This is a genomic window from Marinococcus halophilus, from assembly GCF_002265875.1.
Classification (GTDB): Bacteria; Bacillota; Bacilli; order Bacillales; family Marinococcaceae; genus Marinococcus; species Marinococcus halophilus.
Genome location: NZ_NPFA01000006.1, coordinates 79,674 through 100,002, shown reverse-complemented (window position 1 = coordinate 100,002; position 20,329 = coordinate 79,674). Strand labels below are relative to the sequence as shown.

Below are 20,329 nucleotides of genomic sequence, written 5' to 3'. Positions count from 1 at the left end.
GTTATGTTAGCGTAACTATATAACTTCAGAGAGTTAACGTCAATGTATACGAAGCAGGTCAGAGTGGAATGAAGGGTAACCGGGCAAAATTGAGGGTATGGATTAATAGATAAAAGGGGGAAGGAACAATGGAACTTCGAGACCATGTAAAGGAATACCTAAACCAAAATATATCCTTCGAAGTGGAAACGGTGGAGGAAGTAGTCGATGAGCGGAGACGAAGAAACGAAATGGCGCCGGAGCCTTCAGCTCGCCCGGCAGTAGCTGAAGTGCTGGATAAAGATATCGATTTAGATGGACGCACGTTAACTGTTCGACGATATAAGCCCATATCCGAAGAGCCGCTTCCCACCGTGATTTTCTTTCACGGAGGCGGGTTTGCCGTTGGCAGCCTTGAAACCCACGATGCTTTCTGCCGGGTGCTGGCCAATGAACTGGAGGCGTACGTTGTAGCAGTGGATTACCGGCTTGCCCCGAAATATCCGTTTCCATCCGGGGTATACGATTGCCTGGATGCTGTGCGCTGGGTGCTTTCTGAATACCGGGACTGGGCAAACACAGAGGACCGGTTTTATCTATGCGGGGACAGCGCCGGCGCAAATATTGTATACGCAGCTTCTACGCTGCTTCGAAAGGAACAGACATACCTTGAGGGGCAGATGCTTTTGTACCCTGTTGCTGATTTTTATAACCGGGACGAAGACCCCGCCTACGTATCCTATCATCGTTTTAGTGAAGGCTATGGACTGACGGCTAAAAACGTAGGTGACTTCTGGGCGCATTATTTGTCTTCATGGGATGAACGCAGGGATCCACTGGCTGTGCCGATGCGGGATACGGATAAACGGGAAAATCCTCTGACCCTTATTATTACAGCGGAATATGATGTACTGCGTGATGAAGGCGAGGAGCTGGCAAGACAGATGAAAGAAGCAAATGCAGACGTTCATCATCATCAGGTGGATGGGACAATTCACGGGTTTATCAACCAGTTTCCGCTTGAAGAGGACGGCCAGGAAGCGATGCACTACATGCAGGCATTTGTACACAAGCATATTGGAAAATAACAAAACACCCATCCGGCAGAAGCTGAATGGGTGTTTCGGATGTGTGCGGAATCAGCCTGAGAATTTTGGAATCAACCGCTGTTCCTGAAATTCGCGAAGCAGCTGCCGAAACATGTCATCGCTGTTCACCACTTCAGTAAAACCAAACTGTTTTACCTTATTAGTGTCAGACATCACATCGTATTCTACATTAAAAATAAAGTCACCGAACGGCCAGGCAGCTAATTTATCGAAAGGGATAGCCTGGAGGCTGTATTTTTCCTGCATTTCCTCCCAGAGCCCCTTCTGCAGCGGCATAAAATCAGAAAGTGTGATCGTCTGCACCGGCCCGGTGTCCATTTGGAATTCCTCGGCGATAACCGGCCACATGTGCTCCCAGCGAAAGAAATCCCCGTTAGTAATATTGAACGTTTCAAATGCACATGGCTCATGCAGGGCAGACCAGACCGAACAGCGGGCGAGCAGGCCGGCATCGGTAACCTGGGCGAGCGACCGGTAGGTTACTTCTTTTCCCGGGAAACGAAGTGGAAGGCCGAGTTCTTTAGAGATAGAGGCATAGACAGCAATGACCATGCTCAAATTCATCGGAGTGCCTACCGAATAGCCGCACACGACATCAGGGCGCAAAATGGTCCAAGACCAGTTTTTCCCCGCCTGGTGGTTACGAAGGTAATCCTCCTGGTTGTAATAAAAGTTTGGTGGCATATGGCGCGGATCGCTTTCCCGTGCCGGTGTTTTAAAGGCGCTGATATGGGCTCCGTACACTTTAGCCCCCTGCATCAACACCACGCGCTGGAGCTGGCTGGACGTCGCTTCCACAGCCTGGACAGCGCTTTGAAGCATGGTAGTATTAACCGTAATTTGTTCCTTGGAAAGGGGATCATAATCCTGATAGGCGGCATAAAAGATGTGCGTGACTGCGGGCACGTCATGGAGGGCTTTAGTGATTTCTTCCTCGTTTAAGAGGTCTGCCTCTACGTAATAATCAGCTCCGTGGGTGTCTTCCGGCTGGTGCCGGGAAATGCCCACAGTTTCCCAATCCTCCAGAGATGCAATATGTTTTAGAATGCTGCTGCCTATAATACCGGTAGCTCCTACCACCAGGGCTGTTTTAGTCATTAAAGAGGACTCCTTTCACAATAGAGGGTACTACAGCTGTATACCACAAACTGCCAGAAGCTTAACCTCGCCGTGGGAAAGAAAAACGTCCGGATAACTAGCCGGACGCTGGTAGTTAGGTATTCTGCTGTTCCGCAGCTTGGAGCTCTTCAAGGCTGAGGCCAAAGGTCATCTCGAGATGGGGATAGTCTTTAAAACCGGGCCAGTCCCCGCCCCAGTTGAAACCGAGTTCTTTAGCGATCTCTACGGCCTCCGTCCAATCTGCTTTACCGTTCCCATTGTCATCGCGTTCCATATCCCAGACGAGCTCTCCGTCCGGTGTGCGTAAAGCAAAGTCAATGGCAAGGCCGTAATTATGATACGATTCGCCGCCTCTTGCCTGCGTTACAATTTCTCCCTGCGTGGTCCGTCCTTGGGCGTATAAAGCATTCTGCTCCTCCACAGAACGGTATCCATCCGTTACAACAACCTGGATTCCCTGCTGTTCTGCACGTTGGATCCATTCATTTTTTCGTTCTTCTACGACAGGGTGGAGGGCGTTTTGTGCGACGACTTCGCTTGCTTCCACCTGGGGGAACGGATTTTGCCTGCTGTTCCACCCCAGTACAACGAGAATGAGAAGTAAACCGGTCATCAGTAACAAGACATGTCTTTTCACTCAGCTGATTTCCTTTCTTTTTTTACCTGCGCCCAGGAGTTGTAAACGAGTAGGTGTTTTGAGGCTGCGCCTGCTTTTAGTTGGGGGTATCCTCGAGAGTCCGGGCAGCGAGAACAAAGCCTCCGGTGATGCCGGCATCATCATAAAGACCCGGGGTGGTGATATACTGGTCAATGTGTTGAGTGATCATTGAGTCTTGGACGTACCCCTGCAGGAGCTGCTGTGTTTTTTCGTGTACTTTTGCGAGCAGGGAAGGTTGTTTGCTGACGCCGCCACCGATAATAATCCGCTCGGGAGTGAGAATTAGAATGTAATTCATCATGGCCTGAGCGAGGTAATAGGATTCAAGCTCCCATACCTCAGGGCGGGCAGTCAGCTCGCTGCCTTTTTCTCCCCAGCGCTTTTCCACAGCCGGCCCTGAAGCAAGTCCCTCGAGGCAGTCGCTATGGTAAGGGCATGTGCCTTTAAAATCATCCTCGGGATGCCGGCGGACAATAATATGTCCGGCTTCGGGATGGTTCAGCCCCTCGAGAATATGATTATTAATCACGGCTCCCACGCCGATACCAGTGCCAACTGTCATGTACAGGCAGCTCGTTTTTCCGGCGCCGGCACCGTGTTTCCATTCTCCTAGCGCTGCTGCATTGACGTCGGTTGTAAAGCCTGCCGGCACCCCCAGATGTTTTTGCACATCGCCAAGAATGTTAAAGTTTTGCCATGCTGTTTTTGGCGTGGTAGTGATGTAGCCGTATGTATCATTTTTTGTATTAATATCAATCGGTCCAAAAGAGCCAATGCCCACGGCTTCGATAGAAAAGGAACGGAAAAAATCGTACACCTGCTGCATGGTTTCTGCGGGCGTCGTAGTTGGAATAGAAACGCGTTCTTTAATATCACGGCCGTTTTCACTGACCGCGCAGACAAATTTGGTCCCTCCTGCTTCAATGGCGCCGAGCATATAAACAACCTCCTGGTCTTTTCTAAAATAGTTAACAAAATATTATAAAATAAATAAACATACTCATGTTGATAAAATTCTGCATACTTTTTAATCGTACCTTTTTTTTCTGGTTTTGCAAATATGAAATATACTTGCCGTACAGGAAAGGAGTGGTCTTGAATGAACAGTGACAGGGAAGTAATGAAAAAGGTTCAGGGAAAAAGCGGGGAGCTGCAGCTTCAGCGGCGCGGCGGGCATTATGAAGTTATTAGTAATGGAACGTTTTTAATGGCTACCCATAATGGAGATTCAGAGCGGCGAATGGTAAAGACTGCGCTGCAACATGCTTTTTCAGCAGAGTCGGTGCTGATTGGAGGTCTTGGTGTCGGTTTTTCACTCGATGAAGCGGTAAATCATGCAGATACAGTGCACGTAACTGTTGTAGAATTAGAGAAGCATATTATTGAGTGGAACCGTTCCTATTTTAAGGAATGGAACCGACGGGCTCCCGAGAATGAGAAAGCACGAATCATTGAGGCGGATCTTCTAGCATTTTTAGAGAAAGAAACAAGCGCACGCTGGGATGCTGTATGTATGGATACCGATAACGGGCCTGATTGGCTCGTCCGGGAAGGGAATTCCCATATGTATAAAACGGGAGGTCTGCAGGTGGTTTATAACGTACTCCGCAGCGGAGGTGTGGCTGCTTTTTGGAGTGCTTCTTATTCTACGGCTTTCAAAAGCAGCCTCGAAGCGGTATTCGATGCTGTATGGACCGAGGAAGTGGAGGTTGGACGAGGCGGCCCGGACGTTATTTTTTATGCCCGGAAAGCGGCAGGCACGCATCCATCCCACAATTTTTGAGAATTTTTCACCTCTGTACAGTGATACAAATGATATAGAGAAGGGTACGATATGAAAGTACTGTGTAAACAATGGGAGATAAAGGGGCCAGGGGGGAAATAAAATGAAAAAGATAACAATCGTCATCCCTTCGTTCAATGAAGAGGACAACATTTTCTCTGTATATGAATCACTGCAGAATCATTTAGGGCATCTGCCCTATGAAATAGAAGCACTGTATATAGATGACGGAAGCTCGGACCAGACGCTTGCGAAGATGAGAGAGCTTGCCCGGATGCATGAAAATGTGAGCTATGTATCGTTTACCCGTAACTTCGGAAAAGAAGCAGCACTCATTGCTGGGCTGCACCATGCGGACGGTGATGCTGTAGTGATTATTGATGCTGATCTGCAGCACCCCTCCGAAGTCATTTTAGAATTAATTGAAGGCTACGAAGAAGGCTACGACCAGGTTATCGCGAAGAGGAACCGGGAAGGGGATTCAAAATTCCGTTCGGGTATGGCGACGATGTATTATAAATTTATTAATAAAATGGTGGATGTAAAGCTTGAAGACGGTGTCGGCGATTTCCGCCTGTTAAGCCGGAGGGCGCTCGATGCCCTGCTGTCGTTAAGTGAAGCCAACCGATTCTCGAAGGGGCTTTTTTCATGGATCGGCTTTCCTTCCAAAACGGTTTACTATGAAAATGTGCAGCGCCAGGAAGGCGAAACCAAGTGGTCGTTTTCGAGCTTGTTGAATTACGGCGTGGACGGCATGATTTCTTTTAATAACCGTCCGCTGCGTGTTTGTCTGTATACCGGCCTTGCTGTTATGCTGCTTGCGCTGATTTACATTGGTATTACATTTGTCCAGATTCTGCGGATGGGAATAGAAGTGCCGGGCTACTTTACGACAATTTCTGCTATCCTGTTTTTAGGAGGCGTGCAGTTGTTAAGCCTCGGCGTGCTTGGGGAATATATTGGCCGCATCTACTATGAAACGAAAAGGCGCCCGCATTATTTAGTGCAGGAATCTAATACGAAAAGGCGAGATGCATGAAACAGTTGGATAATGAGTTTACTAGATTTGTTTTAGTAGGCGGTATGAACACGTTGAACTACTATGCCGCCTACTTACTGCTTCACGTTGTACTTTCGGTGCCCTATATGGTTGCCCATATCACCGGTTTTTTTATCAGTTTTGTCATTTCTTTCTTTTTAAATACATACTTTACCTACCAGGTGCGGCCGACGTGGAAAAAATTCTTCCAATTTCCGTTGACCCAGGTGGTAAACGTAGGGGCTTCATCTGTTTTTGCTTATATATTTGTGGAATGGCTGGACATCAACAGCACTATCGCCCCTCTGGGAGCGGTGATTTTTACCATACCGATCACATTCATTGTCACTGGGAAAATATTAAAAAGATAGCGTGGGGAGAGAATATTGAAACACAAGCATATATGGGGAATTGCGGCAGCAATCATTCTGTCTGTCATTGCAGCACACGCATTTTTCTTCTACCAATGGACCAATGATACGTATATGGCAGGTCCGAATGACGGATTGAACCAGATGGGGCCGTTTAAGCAGCTGCTGTACGATCATTATACGAGCGGAGAATTTTTTTATTCCTTTCAACTGGGGCTTGGCGGCAGTATGTTTACCCAGCTCGGATACTATTACTCGACGAACCTGTTCTTCTACCTTCAGATGTTAGTCGTTTATATACTGGAGCTTGTGGGGCTGGTTCGTGAGCCCGACGCAGCCTTTTGGACCGAGGCTGTCATTTTTATCAGCATGGCCCGTATGACGCTCGTTTCCTTTTTGACGTACGCCTGCTTCCGCTACATGAAGCTAGACCGTGTGCCTGCTCTGACCGGGGCACTTTTATATGCCACGTGTGTAATGTATTTTCGTCACGCGGCATTTTGGGAATTTTTCGCAGACGCTTTCATTTGGCTTCCGCTGCTCGTGTACGGAGTAGAAAAAATTATCCGGGAGAAAAAACCGCTGCTGTTTATTTTTGCGCTTGCAGCAACCGTATTTTCGAACTTCTACTTTTCTTATATCGTGCTTATTTTTATTGGTATTTATATATTAGCCAGATGGCTGATCCGTCTTGTGCCTCAGGAAACAAAAATAGGAAAGCAGATACTTTATTTTGGGGGCAGCTCCCTGCTCGGGTTCGGCATCGGCCTGACCGGCTTTTTCGCTGGCGTGTACGGCTACTTTAACAATTACCGGCCAGACTTTGAACAGGAGATCGTGTTATTTGATAGTACAAGCAATATCCTGCTCGACAGCCGCTTTCTCATTGTGCCGACCATCTTTTTAGTGTTTGCAGCCTGGAAGCAGCTGTACAGGGATCCGCGGTTTGTGCTTTTTACGATTCTGTCACTTTTATTCATTGTATTTCATTATAGCCCGTTGGTAGGAAGCGCATTTAACGGCTTTTCTGCGCCAAGGAACCGTTTTGAGTACATCGCTGCTTTTCTACTCGCCGGCGCAGTGGCAGCGGGCATTCAGCATATCCGAAAGCTCGACTGGCGGGAACTGGTGCCTTCACTTGTTTTTGCAACAGGCATGTACATCCTGTTTTACCTATTAGATGACGATTTTTCCATTGATCACTGGAGCGGCTGGCTGACGCCGGGCATGATTGTTATTTCCCTGGGAGCCTTTGTCATCACCACGCTTACAGATGTACGCGGGAAAAGGATTATCACTGCCGTTTTTGCCATTATGACCAGCGTGGTAATTGCTAATCAGTATCAGTATGCAAAGCTGTTTGAACGCGGGAGCATCAGCGAAACCACGCAGGAATTTCTCATGAGTGAGGATTACATGGATGCCGATCAGATTGAATTGTTAAATGAAGTGGCTCAGGAAGATCCCGATGCTCTATCCCGCACGACCTGGGTTAAGGACCCGCAGCGTACAAATACGCCGCTGTATTTGGATTTTTACGGGGCTGGCGCATATTCAAGCATTTTGAATGAAGAGATACTCATGTTTTATTACAATGACCTTCAGATCGATCTGGGCCGGGAAAGCATTAGCCGGTATTCAGATTTCGGCCGTAGGGCAAATATCTACAGCCTGCTGCGCGGAGAGTACGCCATGTTTGAAAAAGACGGGGATGAAAACGTGCCGTACGGGTTTACTCCATTTGTAGAAAATGATAATTATATTATTTATCAAAATGAAAACGTGCTGCCGTTTGTACGGACCACCAATCAAATATACGCCTATGAAGATGCTGAAGAAGCCGCGCCGCTCGCGAAGGAGCATGCGATGCTAAACGGTGTAATCCTCGAAAATCCAGAGACAGCGGCCGATTTTCCACAGGAAAATTCGGTCACTACCGGAGAGGATGTTGAAGCCGTAAACGGGACTTACGACAACGGGATGCTTACGGTTACCGGAGAAGAGGGCGGACTCAATATTACAGTGCCCGGGGATGAAGACGTGGAGGACTATTACGTAGACTTTCTCCTCCGCCAGGAGCCCGGTGTCGGCTATTTCCGGATGAACGTGAACGAATTTGAGACAACGCGAAAAGCGAGAGACTCACTGTACCGCACGAACGAAAATGATTTAACGATCCGGGTGGAAAATCCGGCGGATAATGTTATAGAAATCCGGTTGCCTGAAGGAGAGTACCATCTTGAGGATCTGGTTGTATACGGGGAAACGTATGAACAATTAAATGAAGCCAGCGAACAGGCAAAGGATATTACCCGGAATGTAGAAGTGGACGGCAATGAAGTCGATACTGTCGTTGAAAACGACGCAGGAGACGCATACGCTGTCATGCCTGTTCCATATGAAAAAGGGTGGAGAGCCAAGGTGAATGGTGAACGGGTGCCAATAGAGAAAGCAAACGGAGCGTTTACCGCTGTGCCGCTTGAGAATGGGGAAAACAACCTTTCTCTTACGTACTATCCTCCGTATTTCTGGTGGATGACTGGGATTTCGGTGCTCTCGCTGCTGGCAGCAGTGTTATGGGGCGTTAAAAGAAGAAAAAAATAGTGACAGAGCCTGTTCCGTTCGTCGGGACAGGCTTTTTATATGGATTGACAATGGAAATAATGGAATGGAAAAATAAGGATGAAAGGAGAGCCTATGTCTTTGTCCAAACAAGCAGAAGATTATTTTCAGGAGGTCGGGGATTATCTTTATTTACATGGCAGAAAGAAAAGAGAAACGGAGTTTTACATCCAGGGGGATAAAGAAAAGGTAGAGGCCCGGGAAAAAGCTGGAGGATCTATGTATGAAATTATGCCGAAGGATCCGAAGGTATATAGTGGAGCAATCAAACACAAGGTACCTCCTGCTATAGGAGGGCATCTATCATTTTTATTGCTGGTCGCCTGGGTTCTATTTTTAGCTTTATGGTTGTGGGATTTGCTGCGGGGTGTGACAAATTTTTCTTTCTGGTATTTTGGCATTTTAGGTCCAGGGGCCTTAATAGTCAGTTTTTTAATGATTTACGGCAAACCCCTTCAGGCCTTTCGTTCAAGTTGGATAAAGCAGAACCTGAAGTATCTTCCTCAAGCGGCAATGTTTGTTCTGGTCATTCCCGTTCGTGATCTCATAACAAATGTTCCCGAGGGGAGCCTGATTTTTTCCTCAGCATTTAAGTGGTGGTTTGTGCCTGTAGCAATCATGGCCACTGCCCTGGCGGTTTGGGTTTTCCAGAAGGACTTTTTACCAGCGTACGCAGCAATTATTGGTTTATTGATTGCGGTATGGCTGGTGATTTCTGCGGTGGATCTTTTGCCATTTCCATACAATCTTATTGCCGGTGTCCTGCTTGTAGGCAGTGCATTTGCCTACGGTATTATCCTGAGTTTAAAGCCGGATGATAGACCGGATTAGCTGTTCGTACATTTCCCGGGAAATAAAAGAAGGCCGTGCGTACGGCCTTCTTTTAGGATGAAAATTCTACTGCCGGCCCGGTTAAAATGCCGCTGAACAAGTTGATCAAAAGAAGTACTGTTAAAATAAAAAAGATAATAAAGCTTATCCGGCTCTGGGCTTTAAAATGAGCTGCCAGCCCGACACCCCATAGAGCGGTAATTACAAGACCGGCATAGACGTATAATGAAATACCGCCGCCCACTACGATGGCTGTCACAATCAGAAGAATATCAGTGGTAATGACGAGTAACAGGGAGATGGCTAAAAGCATACTGCTGAACATTTTCATTCTGGCGTCTTCCATATATATGAGCTCCTTTGCGAAGAATAACCTTTCTTCAATGTATCACAAACCTTATTGAAGAGGAAAATAAGAAGCAGGAAAAAATAGTATATTCGAAGCCATTTAAGTTTAAAGCAGTTGAAAATCGTAGTATATTGGTTGGGATAAAACACTGAGGAAGAGGGAGCAGAGATGAGAGAGCGGCAGCTGATACGCATGAAATGGAGAAACGCGTTGTTTGCACATTGGGAAAAAACTCCTGGGGAAGTAGCTCGCAGCCTGCCGGAGCATATGGAGGTAGATACGTTTCAGGGGAGAGCGTATGTAGGAGTAGTTTCGTTTTCAATGCACGACATCCGTCCGTCTTTTTTTCCAAAACAGACAGGCCTGCATTTTCCGGAATTGAATCTGCGTACGTATGTCTGCGTGGACGGGGAACCGGGGATTTATTTTTATAATTTAGATGCTTCTTCTCCGCTTGGTGTCTGGATTGCGCGACGGAATTTTGCTATTCCGTATTATCAGGCACGCTTTTCGATCCGCCATTATCAAAGCTGGACGTATTGGAATCACCACCGGAGGTCCGGAAACGTTCGTTTTCGTGCAAAGTACCGGACGACAGGAGAACAGCTGCCGGCTGCAGAAGGATCGCTCGAAAACTGGCTTGCAGAAAGATACCGTTTTTACACAGCCAAAGATAGACAGATATGGTACGGAGATGTCGTACATAAGCCGTGGAAGCTGTATCGCGGTGAGTATGCAGAGGAAGAAAACGGACTACTCGCAGCAGGCGGTTTCAACCATTCAGACGGACGCCCCGTTCATGTTATGGTCAGCCCGGGCGTGGATGTGGGGGCTGTAAGACTACGAAAAAAATAAGCCTCTGCTCCCGGATACGGAGCAGAGGCTTAAATACGTTCGGCATTTATGGCTGATCCACCGGACGAACAACAATTTCATTGACGTCCACGTGTGCCGGCTGGGTAAGTGCATAGTATACTGCTTCTGCAATATCTTCTGAATTCAGCTGCTGCACATTCAATACGGAATCGAATTGTTCCATTACTTCTTTATCCGTAATGGTTTCAGTCAGCTCTGTATTCACCACGCCTGGAGAAATGGCAGTCGTACGAATGTTAGTCTGGGCTACTTCTTGTTCGAGGCCCATCATAATTGCCTTTACGGCAAATTTCGTACCACTGTATACGGAACTGCCAGGGAAGATTTGGTGGGCAGCAACAGAGGAAGTGGAAATAATATGGCCATCATTATTTTCGATCATATGCGGAAGGATGGCATTGATGCCGTACAGAACACCTTTAATGTTCACATCCACCATCTGGTCCCACTCATCGACCTTTTGATTTTTCAGTAATGATAGCGGCATTAAGCCGGCGTTGTTAAAAAGGCCGTATACTTTGCCAAAGTGATTGACTGCTTCGCGTCCGAGTTCTTCCATCTGTTCACGGGAAGTAACGTCGGTCTCTTTGAGGATAATTTCGCCAGGCTGATCGGAAAGCTCTTCTTTAATTTCGTTCAGGCGTTCGAGACGGCGGGCGGCAAGTGCTACGTTAGCGCCGTTTTCGACGAGTTTTTTAGCGGTGGCTCTCCCAATGCCGCTGCTTGCTCCTGTAATAATAAACGTTTTGCCTTGAAGTTCTGTCATGACGTGTATCGCTCCTTTTTCTGTAAGCTATTTATGCCATAACGTTAGTTACTTTAAAATAATAAGTGGCATCGGGGTGTATGATACCCGTTGTGACTTAATTCAATCATCCAATTTTTGCTAAAAGGGAAGAATTTAATAGAAATGCTTATATGGCGGGGATAGCGCGTGGGCCCGCGAACAAAATTTTTTAAGCTGGTTGTCCGGAAACTAAAAAACTCCCGGATTCACGCCGGAAGTTTATGATTTTACATGTGGGGGACGTTTTTTAGGAGTGAGAATAATCTGCACCAGAAGGCAGAGAGAAGCGGCCATAATGATACCGATTTCTATATAATACCAGAACAGTTCGCCGCTGTTTAACTGAAACATAGTAACTACCCCGATCATCAGCAGGCCAATGCCGATACGGTTCATCCATCTCCAGCGCACAGCAAATGCGGCAAACCATTGAATGAATGGAAGGTTAAATACAAGCCAAAACACAAGCGGGGCCCCGATGCCGATTAACCAGTACCCCTGCCCAATAAATAACTCGGCAGAAAAGCGGGCAATGCTGATAATAGGTATATTCATGGCGGCACCTAAAATAATTCCGAGCAAAAATGTTAGAAAACGCCGCACGTCAATTCACCTCAAATGAGTTTCCCGGCCAAAAAGGTACCAGGATATTACAAATAATATAAGCGCTTATGATACGATGATACATAATCAAAGTAGAGAAAGGAAGGGTATTTCGATGGCTTCTATTGAAAACTTTCACAACCTGGATATTAGAGTAGGAAAGATTGTACAGATACAAGAGTTTCCGGAGGCAAAAAAGCCTGCGTATCAGGCGTGGGTGGATTTTGGAGAAGAAGTGGGAGTAAAGCAGTCCAGCGCCCAGATTACTGAGTTGTATGAAAAAGGTGAGTTGGAGGGTAAAACAGTGATTGGCATTGTGAACCTTCCTCCAATGAAAATTGCATCGTTCACTTCAGAATGCTTGATTTTAGGCGTATATACTGATGAAGGAGTGACTCTTCTGCAAACAGACCACGAAACGAAAATCGGGGAAAGAATCGGCTGAGAGGGTGAATATATGAAATACGTTATTACGGGAGCTACAGGCCATCTTGGAAAAAAAGTAACAGAGGAACTGCTTGAACTCGTCCCCAAAGAACAGGTGACCCTTGGCGTGCGCAGCCCTGAAAAAGCGGCGGTGTTCAAAGAGCAGAATGTTCACATAGAAAAAATGGATTACTATTCGTTTGATGAGCAGACGGCAGTCTTTCGGGGAGCAGACGTGGTGCTTTACATTCCAAGCATTACGCACCCATCTGAACAGCGAATCACGGAATTTAGAACCTCAGTTGAAGCGGCAGAGGGGGTTGGCGTCAAACATTTTATTTTTATCGGTTTTACGGCGGACCATTGGAACAACCCCTTTCATATGAGCCCGTTTTTCGGCTACGCTGTCCGGCGTATTGCAATGAGTTCGATGTCTGGCACTATTATTCGCAACGGAGTATATGCGGACCCGCTGATTCCTTATACGGAGGAGCTGGTCCGGACTAAAAGGCTGCCTTACCCGGCAGGAAGAGGCGCTGTTTCTTTTATTACGCGAAGAGACCTGGCTAAGGCCATAGCCGCTGTGGCTGCTGGGCCTGACAGGCACGGGGGTCTCTATACGCTGACAGGGATGCAGGCTTATACGATGGAGGAATTGGGTGAGCTGCTTTCCAATATTACGGGAGAACGCATTCGTTATGAACCGATGGAAGTCCAGGAATTTGCCCGGACGTACGATGATGGCTCCGGCTTCGGCAGGGTGAATGCATCTTTGTATGAAGCAGTCTCCATGGGACTGATGGGCGAGGTCACTCCAGACGTGGAAAAACTTACAGGAAAACCGCCGGAAATGCTGCGGTCATACCTCGAACGGCATCTATTATAGAAAAAAGGACACGCTGGCATGCGTGTCCTTTAATCGTTATTGCCTCATTACTCTCCGAGAAAACGTAGAAGTTCCTGGTTGAACTTTTCTTTTTCATCAACAAACAGGCCATGGCCGCTGTTTTCAAAAGGAACGACCTTTAAGCCGTTGATTCCTTTTTGAAGCTCCCCGGAAAATTCGTATGGGCAGATCTGATCGTTTTTCCCGTGAAAGCTTTCTACCGGAACTGTAATAGAGGAGAGGTCTTCAAAGGAGTCCTCGTCCCGGAGCGCTTCCGCTGAATGGATGGTCGAATAGCTTCCGGCTTCCATGCCGAGGCCATGGAACCACGTTTTAAATACATCGGAAACATCATCACTGCCAAAAAACATGCCACCGAAATCCTCGAGCATTTTAGGGCGATCGGTATTCAGGTTGTCAATAATTCCGTCGACGTCTTTTTTCTCCATGCCGTATGGGAAGTTTTCCCGTTGCGTGAAGCTTGGAGCTGCCGGTGCGAGCAAAAGTAATTTAGAAACTCCCTGCTGCTTATGACGGGCCATATACCGAAGAGCGATCGGGCCTCCCATGGAAAAACCGGCGAGGACAAAATTGTCCAGCTCCATGGCGTCAACGACTCCTTTAACATCGTCTGCCATTTGATTATAATCATATCCGCTCCATGGCTTGTCGGACTGTCCGTAGCCGCGGAGGTCGATGCCGATAAACCGGTACCCGTGCTTTGGAAGCTCATTGAATTGGTACTCGTACATTTTGTGGTTTACCGGCCAGCCGTGTATGAATACAACTGGCTTCCCTTCACCGATATCCTCCACGTAGAGATGCACGTCTTCTTCTACAGCAACATAATGCCCCATATAGGTAAATCCTCCCCACTAATAAATATAGTATTTAGAATATTTAGTTTACCCTTGTTTGCTTTGCGATAAACTCTGGGCGCTTTATTTGACAATGATAATCTTTTTCAATTAATCTGTTGCTGATGAGACTAAAGACATTGAAGAAAAAGAAATAATTGAGACAATGCAGTAAAAAGGAGCCAGGCTATGAAAGGCACAATCATCCATCACCAGATTATGGACCGGGACGTATATGTATACCTGCCTCCAAATTACAGCCGGAGCACTCAGAAACGCTATCCTGTTATTTATGTCCAGGACGGAGCTTATTTGTTCCGGGATTCGAGCAGTGTGTGGGAGGATTTGATGGAAGCGGGATATATGCAGCCGGTAGTGATGGTCGGAGTGGAGCCCAAAAGCCGTATTCATGAGTACACCCCGTGGCCGTCAAAAGCAATTTCTTTGCACTTGCCGGATTTTAAAGGCCTTGGCACAGAGTATGCATATATACTGACCAACGGCATCCGTCCCTATATCAATGAAAAATACCGGGTAAGAACAGAGGCCTCCCATACCGGATTGATTGGTGCGTCACTTGGAGGGCTTGTTTCCATTTATATTGCTGATCTGTATCCCCATGTGTTTCATAAAATTGGCTTGCTTTCTGCTTCGCTGTGGTATAAAGGAATGGACACTTTTATTAAAGACCGGCTCTCGCTTACCCTGCGCCATTACGTATATTTGTATGTAGGAGAATGGGAAGGGAACGGTCAGCCGTTTATCGAACCCTACATGGTGCCAAGAACACAGTTAATGTATGATATGCTTCGAAAGCAGCTCGAAAACCAGGTGGCACTTCATATAAAACCAAAGGCGATGCATGAGAGAAAGTATTTCGTTTCTCAGTTCCCTGCCGCCTGCACGTGGTTGTTTCCGCCCCTGCATTAGCGGTATAGTAATAGATATGGCACATACGGAGGAGTATAGAATGGAAGCAGAGTTTTTCTTTCGGTCCATACTTATGCCGGCAGTAATTATTTTCTGCCTGATTTTTTATTTGATGCTTCTTTGGATGCATCAAAGAGGAAAGTTCAGCCGAAGTGAAAATAAAAATGCACGGCAGGCAAAAATAATTCGTAATGGGTTTGTGTTAACAGGTTTTCTTGCTTTTATATGGTTTCTCTCGCTCTATATTTAATCACCTGCAAGACTGCAGGTGATTTTTATGTCGTCTAAGCGGATTAAAGATGAGTATCAGATAAAGTGAGACAAAGGAGAGGATAAAAGTTGGGGAAAAATATCGATCTCGTATTTGGGGGCTATGAACTGCGCATCACAAAGGTGTACCAATTGATTTACCATATAAATGATCTGCTGCTAGCCCTTATATTTTTAATTGGCAGTTTTTTATTTTTTTCGGAAGCTACTACGTTTTACGGTACGTGGCTGTTTGTGATCGGAAGCCTGCAGATGTTCATCCGTCCCATAATAGCAATGACTCATCAGATTCACGTGGGCAAAGTAAGAAAGCAGAGAAAGGAAAATGCCAGAAAGCGGGGTGCCCGGGCTGTCCGTGTCCGGAAAGGGAGCCAGTCCTATAAGCTGTAGCGAGACCCGGCGCGCGAAACGTACTTATGTTAAAATATGGCTGAAGAAATGGAGAACGGAGGGGAAGCATGAAAAAAACGGCTGCAGCAGCAGGAGCTATAGCACTGATCGGGGGGCTCAGCGCCTGCAACAACCGGGAAAGCGCGGAAGACAAAATGCAGGAATTTACGGATGCATGGAACAACCAAAACTTTGAAGAAATGTACGGGTATTTAAGCTCCGATACACGAGCGCAGATCAACAAGGAAACATTTATCAACCGGCACGAAACAATTTATGAAGACACAAATGCTGAAGACCTGACGATTCAAACAGGCGAAACCGATGAAAATAATGAGGGTGAAGAAGAAACGGCGCTTCCGTTCTCAGTAAGCATGACCACGAGCGCCGGCGATGTTTCTTTTGAGCAGGAAGCTGCCTGGGTGCTCGAAGAGACAGAGGATGGAGAGGAATGGCAGCTGGACTGGTCTCCTTCATACATATTTGAAGAATTGGGCTGGGAAGAGACTATAAACGTCGAACGGACGAAGCCGGCACGTGGAGAAATTTTGGCAGAGGGGGGCGAGCCGCTTGCGACGAATATGGAAACAACGAGGGTGAGCCTCGTGCCCGGCAGTTTGGGGGAAGAGAGGGAGGACACAATTTCCACAATCGCAGATGAGTTGAATATACCGAAAGAGAATATTGATGAAGCGCTCGACCAGGACTGGGTTACAGACGAAAGTGCGGTGCCGGTGAAAACACTCTCTCCTGACGAAGAAGCAGCAGCTTCAGAGGTAGAAGATCTACCAGGCGTACAGCTTTCTGAAGTCGGAAACCAGCGGTATTACCCGGAACAAGAGGCCGCTGCTCATTTAACGGGATATATCGGAAATATTTCTGGGGAGGAGCTTGAAGAACGGGGCGGCACATATACGCAGTCCTCCCAAATCGGCAAAGCGGGACTTGAATATGTTTATGAAGAGAGGCTGCGCGGTGAGCCCGGCATGCTGATCTCCACGTCAGAGGATGATGTGGTTGCAGAACAAGAAGCGGTTGCTGGTGAAGATGTGCAGACGACGATCGATATTTCGCTGCAGGAGCGTGCCTATGAGCAAATACAGGAGGACACAGGAGCAACCGTGGCGCTGAATCCGCAGAACGGGAACACGCTGGCACTGGTAAGCGCTCCGTCCTATGACCCGAATAATTATATTTACGGCTGGCCGGAAGACGAATTGAATGAATTTAATGAAAGCGACAATCGTCCGCGCGCTGCTAAATTTAACAGCACCTATGCCCCGGGTTCGACAGTGAAGCCTATCACTGCTTCGATCGGGCTGAGCAACGAAGCGATCACCCCGGATGAGGAAATGACGATCGAAGGCCTCGAGTGGCAGCCCGACAGCTCCTGGGGCGGTTATTCGGTAACCCGGGTAAATGATGAATTAAGCGAGGTTAATCTGCGCGAGGCGTTAATTACGTCGGATAATATTTACTTTGCACGGACGGCGCTAAACACCGGTGCGGAAGACTTCACAGCTGGTTTGGAAAGCTTCGGCTTCAATCAGGAAATTCCGTATGATTTTCCTATAGAGAATTCCTCCATCGCCTCGGACGGCCTGGACTCCGAGGTGCTGCTTGCTGATACCGGCTATGGACAGGGGCAGATGCAAATGTCTCCGGTTCATCTGGCCTCAGCTTTTACAGCCTTTGTAAATGAAGGAGATATGCTGGCTCCGCAGCTTCTCGCTTCTTCTGACCGGGAGGTGTGGGAGGAAAATGTTGTGCCGGAAAGCGGAATCTCAGCAATTGAGGCAGGCCTTGAAGGGGTCGTGGAGGACGAACGTGGTTCGGCATATGAGCCAGTGAACGAAAACATCTCGATTTCAGGCAAAACCGGGACGGCTGAACTGAAGCAGGCCGGAGAAGAAGAAGGTACAGAAAACGGTTGGTTTGTGGCGTATGATAATGAAGACGAGGATTTACTGATTGCGTCGATGATCCAGAACGTCGAAGAGCGTGGCGGCAGCAGCTACGTGGTAGAACAGACAAAGCCGCTGTTTGAAGAGTAACCTTTTCACTGAATTGTCATCGGAGTGCAAAGAAAAAATTTAGTTGTTTTCTCATACATCCGGTGAATTACGGGTATGTATAGAAAAGGATTCTTTGTATGTCAGATGAGGGGGTGAGAGAATGACAGGACTGTTTATTGATCCGTTTTTATGGATCACGATTGGTTTAATTTTGATTGTAATAACATTTTTGTTTTTCTGGTTCCGGCGCAGTCATGACCCACTTGGACGGAAAATACTTGCCGCGGTATTTATGATCTACCTGGCGACGATCGTTCGTTTCACGTTGATTCCGGCACCTTATGAAGGTTCGCTTGGTCCAGGTCTTCAGCTTGGGGAGTACTATCAATTTCTTCCTTTCTACACGATTGTAGAATCGTTCCAGGAGGGCACATGGCTCAGCGTGGTAGTAGGACAGATTGGACTATACCTGCTGTTGCCGATCTTTTTTGGCATATTGGTCAGTGACGATATTCACTTTATCTGGGCTTTTGCTATCGGTACGCTTTTATCCTTTTCCATACAGCTGATGGAGTTTGGGATTAACTTAATTATCGGCTACCCGACGAGAGTGGCCGACATTGATTCAATTATTTTGAATACGATCGGCGCGATGATCGGCTATGCCATCTTTAAGTATTACCGCAAGTCACGGCGCAAGCAGAATAAACCAGTGCTGCCGGCTGCTATTGCTCCGAGAGACCGCTCAGCAACGGCTACAAAATTGTAAATAAAGCCGCCGTCTCCTTATAGGAGAAAACGGCGGCTTCTTCTATATATCAGCGTGCATTTGCTGAATTTCTGCTGCATTCAAGCGCCCATTGAATGAGCGGCAGCTGCAACGGGAGGCGCAGCCAGTATAAAAGCGGATAGGCCCGGCCGTTTGGGCGTAAAGGGATCTTTTTGACAGCCATGTAAATGTTAGCCGGGAAAACAAGTACGAAAAAGGCGGCTGCCGGCTTACCGGCATAGCTGCTCCATTGACGTACGGCAAACGCAATACCTAAAAGCAGTTCTGCTGCTCCGGAAATATATACGGCGGCCCGTCTCCACGGAGCCCAGGGCGGCAGGATTCGTTCAAATTTAGCCGGAGAAATAAAATGCAGGATCCCGGCAGAAAAAAGGATTGCCGCGAGAAGCCATCGTTTCATGATAAGTGTCCTTTCTGTATTAAAATAAAATGAAATATATACATGCTGCACAAAGAAGAGCGAATAAAAGAAAAACGAGGCGGCGAAGGATATTCTGCCATATAGGCGACAGGCTGCTTGTCCAACGGTGCACCTGTTTTTCAAACTTATGAAAGACAAACATGATGCCGGAAGTGTCTTCTTCTACCTGCTGCCTGGTAAAGGTTAGCGTATGAACGTCTTCTTTCAGGCTGATCATTAATGCTACAAACAAAAGCAGCAGAAAAGGAAAAACTAAAATGAGCTGAAAAACAATAAACATAGCCACCACGCTCCTCCCTCCTGTGTTCCCTGTTCATAAAAAAGTCAATCCTGGGTGTAAGATTATGGTATACTGGGCGAAGAATAGCTGGCGATGGAGTTCGCCGGAACCGCTCTAAATAGAGCTGATGACTCCTGTCTGTTCACGGGATACGTGTGCAGACAGGATTTTTGCGTTCAACAAGGAGGAGAAAAATGAAACTATATGTATGGATGGCAGTCGGCGGAGCGCTCGGCAGCCTGCTGCGTTACCTTGTCGACCGGGCGTTTGCAGCAGCTCCCGGAGTGTTTCCATGGGGAACGATGACGGCAAACATTGCTGGATGTTTTTTACTTGGATGGTTTACCTCGAGGATTATACAGCGTAAAGCGTGGCCGTCCATGTGGGAGGCCGTAGTAGGCACGGGGGTTATTGGTGCTTTCACTACCTTTTCCACTTTTAGTATGGAAACCATTCAGTTAATCGAAAACGGTGCTCTGCCTGCAGCAGGGATATATGTTTTAGTCAGTGCTGCCGGCGGGCTTGTAACTGCGGGCATTGGTTACCGTGCAGGAAGGAGGAAAAACTGATGACATGGCTGCTTGTCGCTCTTGGCGGTGCCTTCGGGGCTGCTGCCCGTGCGGCGCTGGTGTCATGGTCCAAAGAGAATGGCTGGCACCGGGTGCTGCCTTTTGGCACGCTGTTTGTAAATGTATTGGGATCGTTTATGCTCGGCCTGGTCGTGGCGCGGGGGGCCGGCATGACAGAAACAGTGGGCATTGGTATCGGCTTTTTAGGTGCCTTCACCACCTTTTCGACCTTTAATATGGAAATCATTCAAAAAATTGAAACCGGCGAAGGAAGACATGCTTTATTGTACGGGAGCGGAAGCTATACCCTGGGTATTTTAGCAGCAGCAGCCGGGTATTTTTGGGGGTAAAAAGCCGTTTCCCGGGATT

The 20,329-nt window shown here is 47.3% G+C and carries 24 protein-coding genes and 1 riboswitch; of the genes, 15 read left to right on the top strand and 9 right to left on the bottom strand.

The features are described from left to right. The first annotated feature begins 128 nt into the window (after nt 1–128). Nucleotides 129–1,067, top strand: coding sequence for an alpha/beta hydrolase (locus CHL76_RS07785; RefSeq protein WP_094908230.1), 939 nt, complete (start codon nt 129–131; stop codon nt 1,065–1,067). Between the two features lie 51 nt (nt 1,068–1,118). Here CHL76_RS07785 and CHL76_RS07780 read toward each other — a convergent pair whose 3' ends face one another. The 3 genes from CHL76_RS07780 to CHL76_RS07770 form a co-directional block, all read right to left on the bottom strand. After that, on the bottom strand, nt 1,119–2,186 hold the full coding sequence (locus CHL76_RS07780) for an SDR family oxidoreductase (protein ID WP_094908229.1): 1,068 nt from the start codon (nt 2,184–2,186) through the stop codon (nt 1,119–1,121). Nucleotides 2,187–2,301: 115 nt separating this feature from the next. Next, nucleotides 2,302–2,820, bottom strand: coding sequence for a M15 family metallopeptidase (locus CHL76_RS07775; RefSeq protein ID WP_094908298.1), 519 nt, complete (start codon nt 2,818–2,820; stop codon nt 2,302–2,304). A 100-nt stretch (nt 2,821–2,920) separates the two neighbouring features. Next, nucleotides 2,921–3,802 carry an ROK family protein gene (locus CHL76_RS07770; RefSeq protein ID WP_094908228.1) on the bottom strand — a complete coding sequence of 294 codons (882 nt, stop codon included), beginning with the start codon at nt 3,800–3,802 and terminating at the stop codon, nt 2,921–2,923. 162 nt (nt 3,803–3,964) lie between these two features. Between CHL76_RS07770 and CHL76_RS07765 the strand changes: the two genes are divergently transcribed. The 5 genes from CHL76_RS07765 (at nt 3,965) to CHL76_RS07745 (ending at nt 9,511) form a co-directional block, all read left to right on the top strand. Then, entirely contained in the window at nt 3,965–4,648 is a 684-nt protein-coding gene (locus CHL76_RS07765; RefSeq protein ID WP_094908227.1) for a spermine/spermidine synthase domain-containing protein, read from the top strand. Nucleotides 4,649–4,751: 103 nt separating this feature from the next. Beyond that, nucleotides 4,752–5,687, top strand: a complete 936-nt coding sequence (locus tag CHL76_RS07760) for a glycosyltransferase family 2 protein (RefSeq protein WP_094908226.1) — start codon at nt 4,752–4,754, stop codon at nt 5,685–5,687. Beyond that, the gene (locus CHL76_RS07755) at nt 5,684–6,058 is read left to right on the top strand and encodes a GtrA family protein (RefSeq protein ID WP_079475297.1); all 375 of its coding nucleotides are present in this window, start codon (nt 5,684–5,686) and stop codon (nt 6,056–6,058) included. Before CHL76_RS07760 ends, CHL76_RS07755 begins: the two co-directional genes overlap by 4 nt. A 15-nt stretch (nt 6,059–6,073) precedes the next feature. Beyond that, nucleotides 6,074–8,662: a YfhO family protein gene (locus CHL76_RS07750; RefSeq protein ID WP_158219102.1), complete on the top strand. Its 2,589-nt coding sequence runs from the start codon at nt 6,074–6,076 to the stop codon at nt 8,660–8,662. Between the two features lie 99 nt (nt 8,663–8,761). Next, nucleotides 8,762–9,511 carry a hypothetical protein gene (locus tag CHL76_RS07745; RefSeq protein WP_079475299.1) on the top strand — a complete coding sequence of 250 codons (750 nt, stop codon included), beginning with the start codon at nt 8,762–8,764 and terminating at the stop codon, nt 9,509–9,511. A gap of 52 nt (nt 9,512–9,563) precedes the next feature. Here the strand turns inward: CHL76_RS07745 and CHL76_RS07740 are convergent, their stop codons facing one another. Then, nucleotides 9,564–9,857 (bottom strand): hypothetical protein, encoded by a 294-nt coding sequence (locus tag CHL76_RS07740; protein WP_079475300.1) that lies wholly within the window; start codon nt 9,855–9,857, stop codon nt 9,564–9,566. 171 nt (nt 9,858–10,028) lie between these two features. Between CHL76_RS07740 and CHL76_RS07735 the strand changes: the two genes are divergently transcribed. After that, a complete protein-coding gene (locus CHL76_RS07735) occupies nt 10,029–10,715 on the top strand; it encodes a YqjF family protein (protein WP_079475301.1) in 687 nt (228 codons plus the stop codon). 46 nt (nt 10,716–10,761) lie between these two features. Here CHL76_RS07735 and CHL76_RS07730 read toward each other — a convergent pair whose 3' ends face one another. Both CHL76_RS07730 and CHL76_RS07725 read right to left on the bottom strand, forming a co-directional pair. Further along, the gene (locus CHL76_RS07730; protein ID WP_079475302.1) at nt 10,762–11,502 is read right to left on the bottom strand and encodes an SDR family oxidoreductase; all 741 of its coding nucleotides are present in this window, start codon (nt 11,500–11,502) and stop codon (nt 10,762–10,764) included. 240 nt (nt 11,503–11,742) lie between these two features. Further along, entirely contained in the window at nt 11,743–12,126 is a 384-nt protein-coding gene (locus tag CHL76_RS07725) for a hypothetical protein (RefSeq protein WP_079475303.1), read from the bottom strand. 115 nt (nt 12,127–12,241) lie between these two features. Between CHL76_RS07725 and CHL76_RS07720 the strand changes: the two genes are divergently transcribed. Both CHL76_RS07720 and CHL76_RS07715 read left to right on the top strand, forming a co-directional pair. After that, entirely contained in the window at nt 12,242–12,571 is a 330-nt protein-coding gene (locus CHL76_RS07720) for a tRNA-binding protein (RefSeq protein WP_079475304.1), read from the top strand. 12 nt (nt 12,572–12,583) lie between these two features. Next, nucleotides 12,584–13,438: an NmrA family NAD(P)-binding protein gene (locus CHL76_RS07715; protein ID WP_094908223.1), complete on the top strand. Its 855-nt coding sequence runs from the start codon at nt 12,584–12,586 to the stop codon at nt 13,436–13,438. A gap of 47 nt (nt 13,439–13,485) precedes the next feature. Here CHL76_RS07715 and CHL76_RS07710 read toward each other — a convergent pair whose 3' ends face one another. Further along, a complete protein-coding gene (locus CHL76_RS07710) occupies nt 13,486–14,295 on the bottom strand; it encodes an alpha/beta fold hydrolase (RefSeq protein WP_079475306.1) in 810 nt (269 codons plus the stop codon). A gap of 189 nt (nt 14,296–14,484) precedes the next feature. Between CHL76_RS07710 and CHL76_RS07705 the strand changes: the two genes are divergently transcribed. From CHL76_RS07705 to CHL76_RS07685, 4 genes are all read left to right on the top strand, one after another. After that, nucleotides 14,485–15,225: an alpha/beta hydrolase gene (locus CHL76_RS07705; RefSeq protein ID WP_094908222.1), complete on the top strand. Its 741-nt coding sequence runs from the start codon at nt 14,485–14,487 to the stop codon at nt 15,223–15,225. A 339-nt stretch (nt 15,226–15,564) separates the two neighbouring features. Continuing rightward, nucleotides 15,565–15,885, top strand: a complete 321-nt coding sequence (locus CHL76_RS07695) for a YrhK family protein (protein ID WP_094908220.1) — start codon at nt 15,565–15,567, stop codon at nt 15,883–15,885. A 68-nt stretch (nt 15,886–15,953) separates the two neighbouring features. Then, on the top strand, nt 15,954–17,939 hold the full coding sequence (locus CHL76_RS07690) for a penicillin-binding transpeptidase domain-containing protein (RefSeq protein WP_233133269.1): 1,986 nt from the start codon (nt 15,954–15,956) through the stop codon (nt 17,937–17,939). 121 nt (nt 17,940–18,060) lie between these two features. Then, nucleotides 18,061–18,669 carry a VanZ family protein gene (locus tag CHL76_RS07685; protein WP_079475311.1) on the top strand — a complete coding sequence of 203 codons (609 nt, stop codon included), beginning with the start codon at nt 18,061–18,063 and terminating at the stop codon, nt 18,667–18,669. A 49-nt stretch (nt 18,670–18,718) separates the two neighbouring features. On the opposite strand, the gene CHL76_RS07680 is transcribed toward CHL76_RS07685, so the two are convergent. Beyond that, the gene (locus CHL76_RS07680) at nt 18,719–19,090 is read right to left on the bottom strand and encodes a DoxX family protein (protein WP_079475312.1); all 372 of its coding nucleotides are present in this window, start codon (nt 19,088–19,090) and stop codon (nt 18,719–18,721) included. A 19-nt stretch (nt 19,091–19,109) separates the two neighbouring features. Continuing rightward, nucleotides 19,110–19,400 carry a hypothetical protein gene (locus CHL76_RS07675; RefSeq protein ID WP_079475313.1) on the bottom strand — a complete coding sequence of 97 codons (291 nt, stop codon included), beginning with the start codon at nt 19,398–19,400 and terminating at the stop codon, nt 19,110–19,112. A 71-nt stretch (nt 19,401–19,471) separates the two neighbouring features. Continuing rightward, nucleotides 19,472–19,535: riboswitch (Fluoride riboswitch) on the top strand. Between the two features lie 50 nt (nt 19,536–19,585). On the opposite strand from CHL76_RS07675, the gene crcB reads away from it, so the two are divergent. Together crcB and CHL76_RS07665 are read left to right on the top strand one after the other, a co-directional pair. Beyond that, nucleotides 19,586–19,960, top strand: coding sequence for a fluoride efflux transporter CrcB (gene crcB / locus CHL76_RS07670; protein ID WP_094908219.1), 375 nt, complete (start codon nt 19,586–19,588; stop codon nt 19,958–19,960). After that, nucleotides 19,960–20,310: a fluoride efflux transporter FluC gene (locus CHL76_RS07665; RefSeq protein WP_094908218.1), complete on the top strand. Its 351-nt coding sequence runs from the start codon at nt 19,960–19,962 to the stop codon at nt 20,308–20,310. The genes crcB and CHL76_RS07665 overlap by 1 nt, the downstream gene beginning before the upstream one ends. Nucleotides 20,311–20,329: the final 19 nt, after the last annotated feature.